The sequence below is a fragment of the Lacrimispora sp. 210928-DFI.3.58 genome (assembly GCF_020554865.1).
GTDB lineage: Bacteria > Bacillota > Clostridia > Lachnospirales > Lachnospiraceae > Enterocloster.
Map to the genome: position 1 here is coordinate 1 of NZ_JAJCIC010000082.1, position 4,355 is coordinate 4,355.

General features: G+C 45.1%; 9 protein-coding genes. 2 read left to right on the plus strand and 7 right to left on the minus strand.

Going from position 1 to position 4,355, the window contains the following annotated elements; genetic code table 11:
- On the plus strand, positions 1–280 hold a 280-nt coding region (locus LIZ87_RS21900; protein ID WP_227149208.1), incomplete at its 5' end, for a hypothetical protein.
- Here LIZ87_RS21900 and LIZ87_RS21905 read toward each other — a convergent pair.
- The 5 genes from LIZ87_RS21905 to LIZ87_RS21925 all read right to left on the minus strand — a co-directional run bounded on the left by LIZ87_RS21905 (position 247) and on the right by LIZ87_RS21925 (position 2,054).
- Positions 247–651, minus strand: coding sequence for a hypothetical protein (locus LIZ87_RS21905; protein ID WP_002594806.1), 405 nt, complete (start codon positions 649–651; stop codon positions 247–249). The two genes, LIZ87_RS21900 and LIZ87_RS21905, sit on opposite strands and share 34 nt — an antisense overlap.
- Positions 652–672: 21 nt before the next feature.
- Positions 673–927: a CPCC family cysteine-rich protein gene (locus LIZ87_RS21910; RefSeq protein ID WP_002594807.1), complete on the minus strand. Its 255-nt coding sequence runs from the start codon at positions 925–927 to the stop codon at positions 673–675.
- 311 nt (positions 928–1,238) lie between these two features.
- On the minus strand, positions 1,239–1,535 hold the full coding sequence (locus LIZ87_RS21915; RefSeq protein ID WP_002594808.1) for a DUF3847 domain-containing protein: 297 nt from the start codon (positions 1,533–1,535) through the stop codon (positions 1,239–1,241).
- Positions 1,528–1,869: a DeoR family transcriptional regulator gene (locus LIZ87_RS21920; protein WP_002594809.1), complete on the minus strand. Its 342-nt coding sequence runs from the start codon at positions 1,867–1,869 to the stop codon at positions 1,528–1,530. The genes LIZ87_RS21915 and LIZ87_RS21920 overlap by 8 nt, the downstream gene beginning before the upstream one ends.
- On the minus strand, positions 1,866–2,054 hold the full coding sequence (locus tag LIZ87_RS21925) for a hypothetical protein (protein ID WP_002594810.1): 189 nt from the start codon (positions 2,052–2,054) through the stop codon (positions 1,866–1,868). Before LIZ87_RS21925 ends, LIZ87_RS21920 begins: the two co-directional genes overlap by 4 nt.
- 482 nt (positions 2,055–2,536) lie before the next feature.
- On the opposite strand from LIZ87_RS21925, the gene LIZ87_RS21930 reads away from it, so the two are divergent.
- Complete coding sequence (locus tag LIZ87_RS21930; RefSeq protein ID WP_002594811.1) at positions 2,537–3,343, plus strand: helix-turn-helix domain-containing protein; 807 nt, start codon at positions 2,537–2,539, stop codon at positions 3,341–3,343.
- A gap of 94 nt (positions 3,344–3,437) precedes the next feature.
- Here the strand turns inward: LIZ87_RS21930 and LIZ87_RS21935 are convergent, their stop codons facing one another.
- The gene (locus LIZ87_RS21935; protein ID WP_002594812.1) at positions 3,438–3,938 is read right to left on the minus strand and encodes a hypothetical protein; all 501 of its coding nucleotides are present in this window, start codon (positions 3,936–3,938) and stop codon (positions 3,438–3,440) included.
- Between the two features lie 49 nt (positions 3,939–3,987).
- The coding region (locus LIZ87_RS21940) for a TnpV protein (protein WP_227149209.1) at positions 3,988–4,355 on the minus strand (368 nt) is incomplete at its 5' end.

Consider the following 4,355-nt stretch of genomic DNA (forward strand, 5'->3'; position numbering starts at 1 on the left):
CGGCAACCGCAGACTGCCGCTGGCTGCGCTGAACAATCGTGATTTCGTTGTGTGGGCAGGGCATTTCGTGTCCCTCCTTTCGGTAATTGGTGGATGGGGTGGCGTTTTACCACCTCATTTTGGCAGAAAAAAAGCAGGAGACCTTTTTCAGATTTCCTGCTCGGTGTGCCGCTGTGAGGGCGGCGGATATTTAGCTGTAAAAGTTCGGGACAAGTTGACCCGATGGGTAGATGGTACACTTAAAAATTATGGTTCTCTTGTCATTAGCTCATTAGCATAATGATTAAGAGCTTCACAAGGTTCATATTTGCATTTATAACCAATACCGTCAATTATAATAAATGGATTGTATGCTATAATCTCCACTTGAGAACCATCTGCCAAAGACAGAGTGAAAATAACTGCTTGTCCGGCATATTCTGTATATGAGTTGTCCTTATTGTAAATAACTACCTCATTGAGATATGATACTAATTCCTCTGTTTCTACTATCTGAATTGTTGTATCAGGTGGCGATAACCGAACACTTGCCGAAGTAATATCTGCTGCCTCTAAATCTTTGAATGGTCTATGAGCAGAAAACAAAAGAAAGCTAATACCTATACCGATTAAACATATCAGTGCAATTAACAAAAACTTTTTATGCTTCATTTGATTCTCCTTTACACACTACTATGAAATTTCTTTTTCATCATCTCTTGGTAGTCGGACATAACACACCATTTCTTTTTCACAAGCTCCGAATGTTGAGAAATTTAATTTTGCTTCTTTTAGTGTTATTCCATGATTAGAGTCGCTTGGTTCGTTATCAGAAGCAATGAACGGGTCATTCTCCCAAAAACAAACGGGACAGATATACCCACAATCTTCATTTGCCGGAACATTATAGGTAAAATATCCGCAGCAAGGACATTGGTATTTTTTCATATAAACCTCCCGTTTAAGCCTTGACCTCAAATTCCTGATTTATTTCTGACTTTATTATACTTCATCGATTATCGAAAAGATAGCATATTTTATGAAACTTGTCGGCTGGGAACAGCTTACAGCGCAAGGTGTCCCCAGATGGCAAGTCCACAAAAGGGTAGCTGGCGGCAGCCAGCGCAGGGGAAGCGTAGCGTCCCCTGTATGATTTGGAGCAGACCTTGACTGCGGAAAATCACAGCCCTCCGGCGAGGAGCCTTCGGAGAACGCAATGCACCAACCTCTGGGTGGTGTATAATTGCGCCCTTAGTAAACTAAGGGGTTTCCGGCTTCTCCCGTTCCAGCAGTTTTTTCAATAGTTCCTGCGTGTCCTGTCTGTGAAAAATGAGTTTCAACAACAGCATGACATCATCGTCTGTCAGGCGTTCCGGTTCTTGCAGAAAACTTTCCAGCATACCGCCACGAGTGCAGAGCCGGTGCGTCCGTTCCTTTCGGGTAAGCTGCTTTAACTGGTGCTGCAACGCCTTTTCATCATTGATGGCTTTCCGCAGCTTCTTTTCGCTTTTTTCCAGCTCCCGGTTGAGCTTTTCCAGCTTTGAGGTATCAGGCAAGGGCAGCATCCTCCTTTCCCGGTATCAGCACATAAATTCGGTTTGGTTCTCCAACTCCCTGACGCACCCGCATGATAAGTCCGGCGGTTTCCAGTTCATTCAAAGAACGCTTGACCGTCATGGGGCTGCGGGACAGGACTGCGGCAATGGCTGTGACAGGGAAGCAGACAAACAGGATTCCGTTCTCGTCCTCCTGCCCATTGGAGAGCATAGCGTCCAACATCCGGCAGTACATGACCTTTGCGGTGCTGCTGACTGGAAACCCTGTCAACGCTCTTGGAAAAGCCATACAGGGCGGCAATGGTGTGTCTATCGTCATAAATTCAAAATTCATTCGGTGTGTTCCTCCTTTTTCTTTGCTCGTTTGGATAAATAACGGGGGCAGTGAATCACAACCGCCCGGAAGCTCTGCCTGCACCCATGCTGGCATTTCCGGCATAATTCGTTGTAAGTGACACGCCCCCGGTCATTGAGGTAAAAGGAAAGCTCATGCTTCCTCTTTTTGCTCATTCTCGGCATATTGCGCTTCCTCCCGTTTTCGTGTATGGTTTCGGGGCGATTTTCGGCAAAATTACAGCCATAGAGCCGCTTAAAATCTCCCGAAGTATCAGCGATAGGGTAGACTGTCCCCCTATCAGATTGTCGTGTTTCGGTATCATTTCGGTGTCAGTTCGCCAGTTCTCCCCGGTGTCGTTCCTCCCCTGAATCTCACAGCGGCGTATCGCTCCCTTTGGTATGCTCGTTTTGGTCAGGGTTCCTCCACATCCCTGCCAAAAGTCATGGCACTACATCGCCGGGGAAGCATATCCCACACAGGCTGGTCATTCGATTGGAATAATCCATCGATGAACTACCTGTATCATAGAACATTTTTGTGCCCTGTGCCGTATGTCCACAAAGTAGGAATTCGGGGAAAAATCAGAAATTTCCACGATTGCGGAATTGATATGGTATAATCAATTCAACGGTTATAAATGTCGTCAGAAGGAGGAACTGCTTCAATGAACGGAGCTACTACAATACAGGAACGGCTAAAAGATTTACGATTAAACAAAGGATTAAAACTGGAAGAACTGGCAGAGCAAACGGGTATTTCAAAATCGGCTCTTGGCAGTTATGAAAAAGATGACTATAAGGAAATCAATCATGGTAACCTTATCCTGCTGGCAGATTTTTATGGGGTGTCCCTCGATTATCTCTTTTGCCGGACAGAGAACCGGGCGGAGATCAACACGCCATTAAGGGAGCTGCATTTGAGTGATGAGATGGTAGCACTTCTGAAAAGCGGTCGGATTAACAACCGTCTGCTCTGCGAACTTGCCACCCATAAGGACTTTATCAAGTTTCTTGCGGACATTGAGATTTATGTGGATGGGATTGCCACCATGCAGATTCAGAACCTCAACGCCCTTGTCGATACCGTCCGGCATGAAATCATTGAACGGTATCGCCCCGGCGAAGATGACCCCCATTTGAAAGTGTTGCAAGCCGCCCATATCAGCGATGATGAATATTTCAGCCACATGGTTCTGGATGACCTCAACCTCATTATCCGGGATATTCGGGAAGCCCATAAAAAGGACAGTGAGAGTGCACCCCAGACCACTGTTGCCAATGAACTGAAAGAAAATCTGGAAGCGGTCGAAAATTTCAAGGGCAGCCGGGATGAAAAGCTGGTTGTCCTTTACTGCAAGCAGCTTGGTATCAACTACAAAAATCTGTCAGACGAAGAATTTCGCTGGCTCATTCGTATTCTCAAAAAGTCAAAGAAAATGGGAACGCCTATCAGCCAGAGGAAAAAACGGTAAAGAAAAACCGCTGTTGCATGGTTTGTTGGCTTCCATGTAGCAGCGGTTTTTGCTGGGATTATTCAGTTGAATTTTTAGAACGACAAACTGGAATTTATTTTGGCAAATCATCTTCCGCTTTAAAATTCACATTACTGTCATCGATCGAGATTGTGATCGTGTAGTTATAGATTATACCATCTTCTGTTTCCAGCTTAAATGTTACCGCACCACCTCCGAGATACTGAAAATCAGGTTCGTCAGACATTCTTGCATATGTGCCATACTGTTGAAAGTATCCGTCTGCATCAAAGAACGCAACATTGCTTGTTTGCTCCTTATCGTTCCGGAAGAGTACTGCACCAACACGGTCACTAGCATGATCTGGAATTAAAACACAGTCTATGTATTCCCAATCTGTTTCTTGCACAAGAGAGAACATCGACACAATATCTTGTTCAGACCAGATTTTTCCTCCATTCAGATTACTGATATCTGTATTCTGAACCGGATTGCTGGCAGAATCTGATGTTTCTGGCATGGCGTCTTTGCTGCTGCAGGCGGACATTCCTAATACACAAACCGTCATGAAAATAAAAAGCAATGCTCTCTTCATATGAACACCTCCTCAAATTCCGATTTGTCATAATCATTCTATCATACCGTTATGAATAAATCATCTCATGCAAAACAATTTCTTCTGCCCGGTTGTGGATATTATTGCACCGCTGCACCCATTCCATTTGACGGGTACGCTTCAAGTCCTCGGTCACGCCCTCGGCAGCTTTCATCTGCTCCATGATAGTGTCTAACCGTTCCTGTGCCTGTTCGTTCAGGTCTGCAAGATATGTCCACAATTCTCCGGTCAGTATCAATGTGTTCAATCTGGCTGGGTGGACTTCTCTTAAATATTCCCGGTGCATCCGTCCATACTTTCCGATGGGGCGGCGTTCTTCCGACAGTTTCAAGTCCGGGATGTAGTAATCTCCGACAAGGATATAATCAATTCCGTTTTCCGTTATTCTTGGTTTCA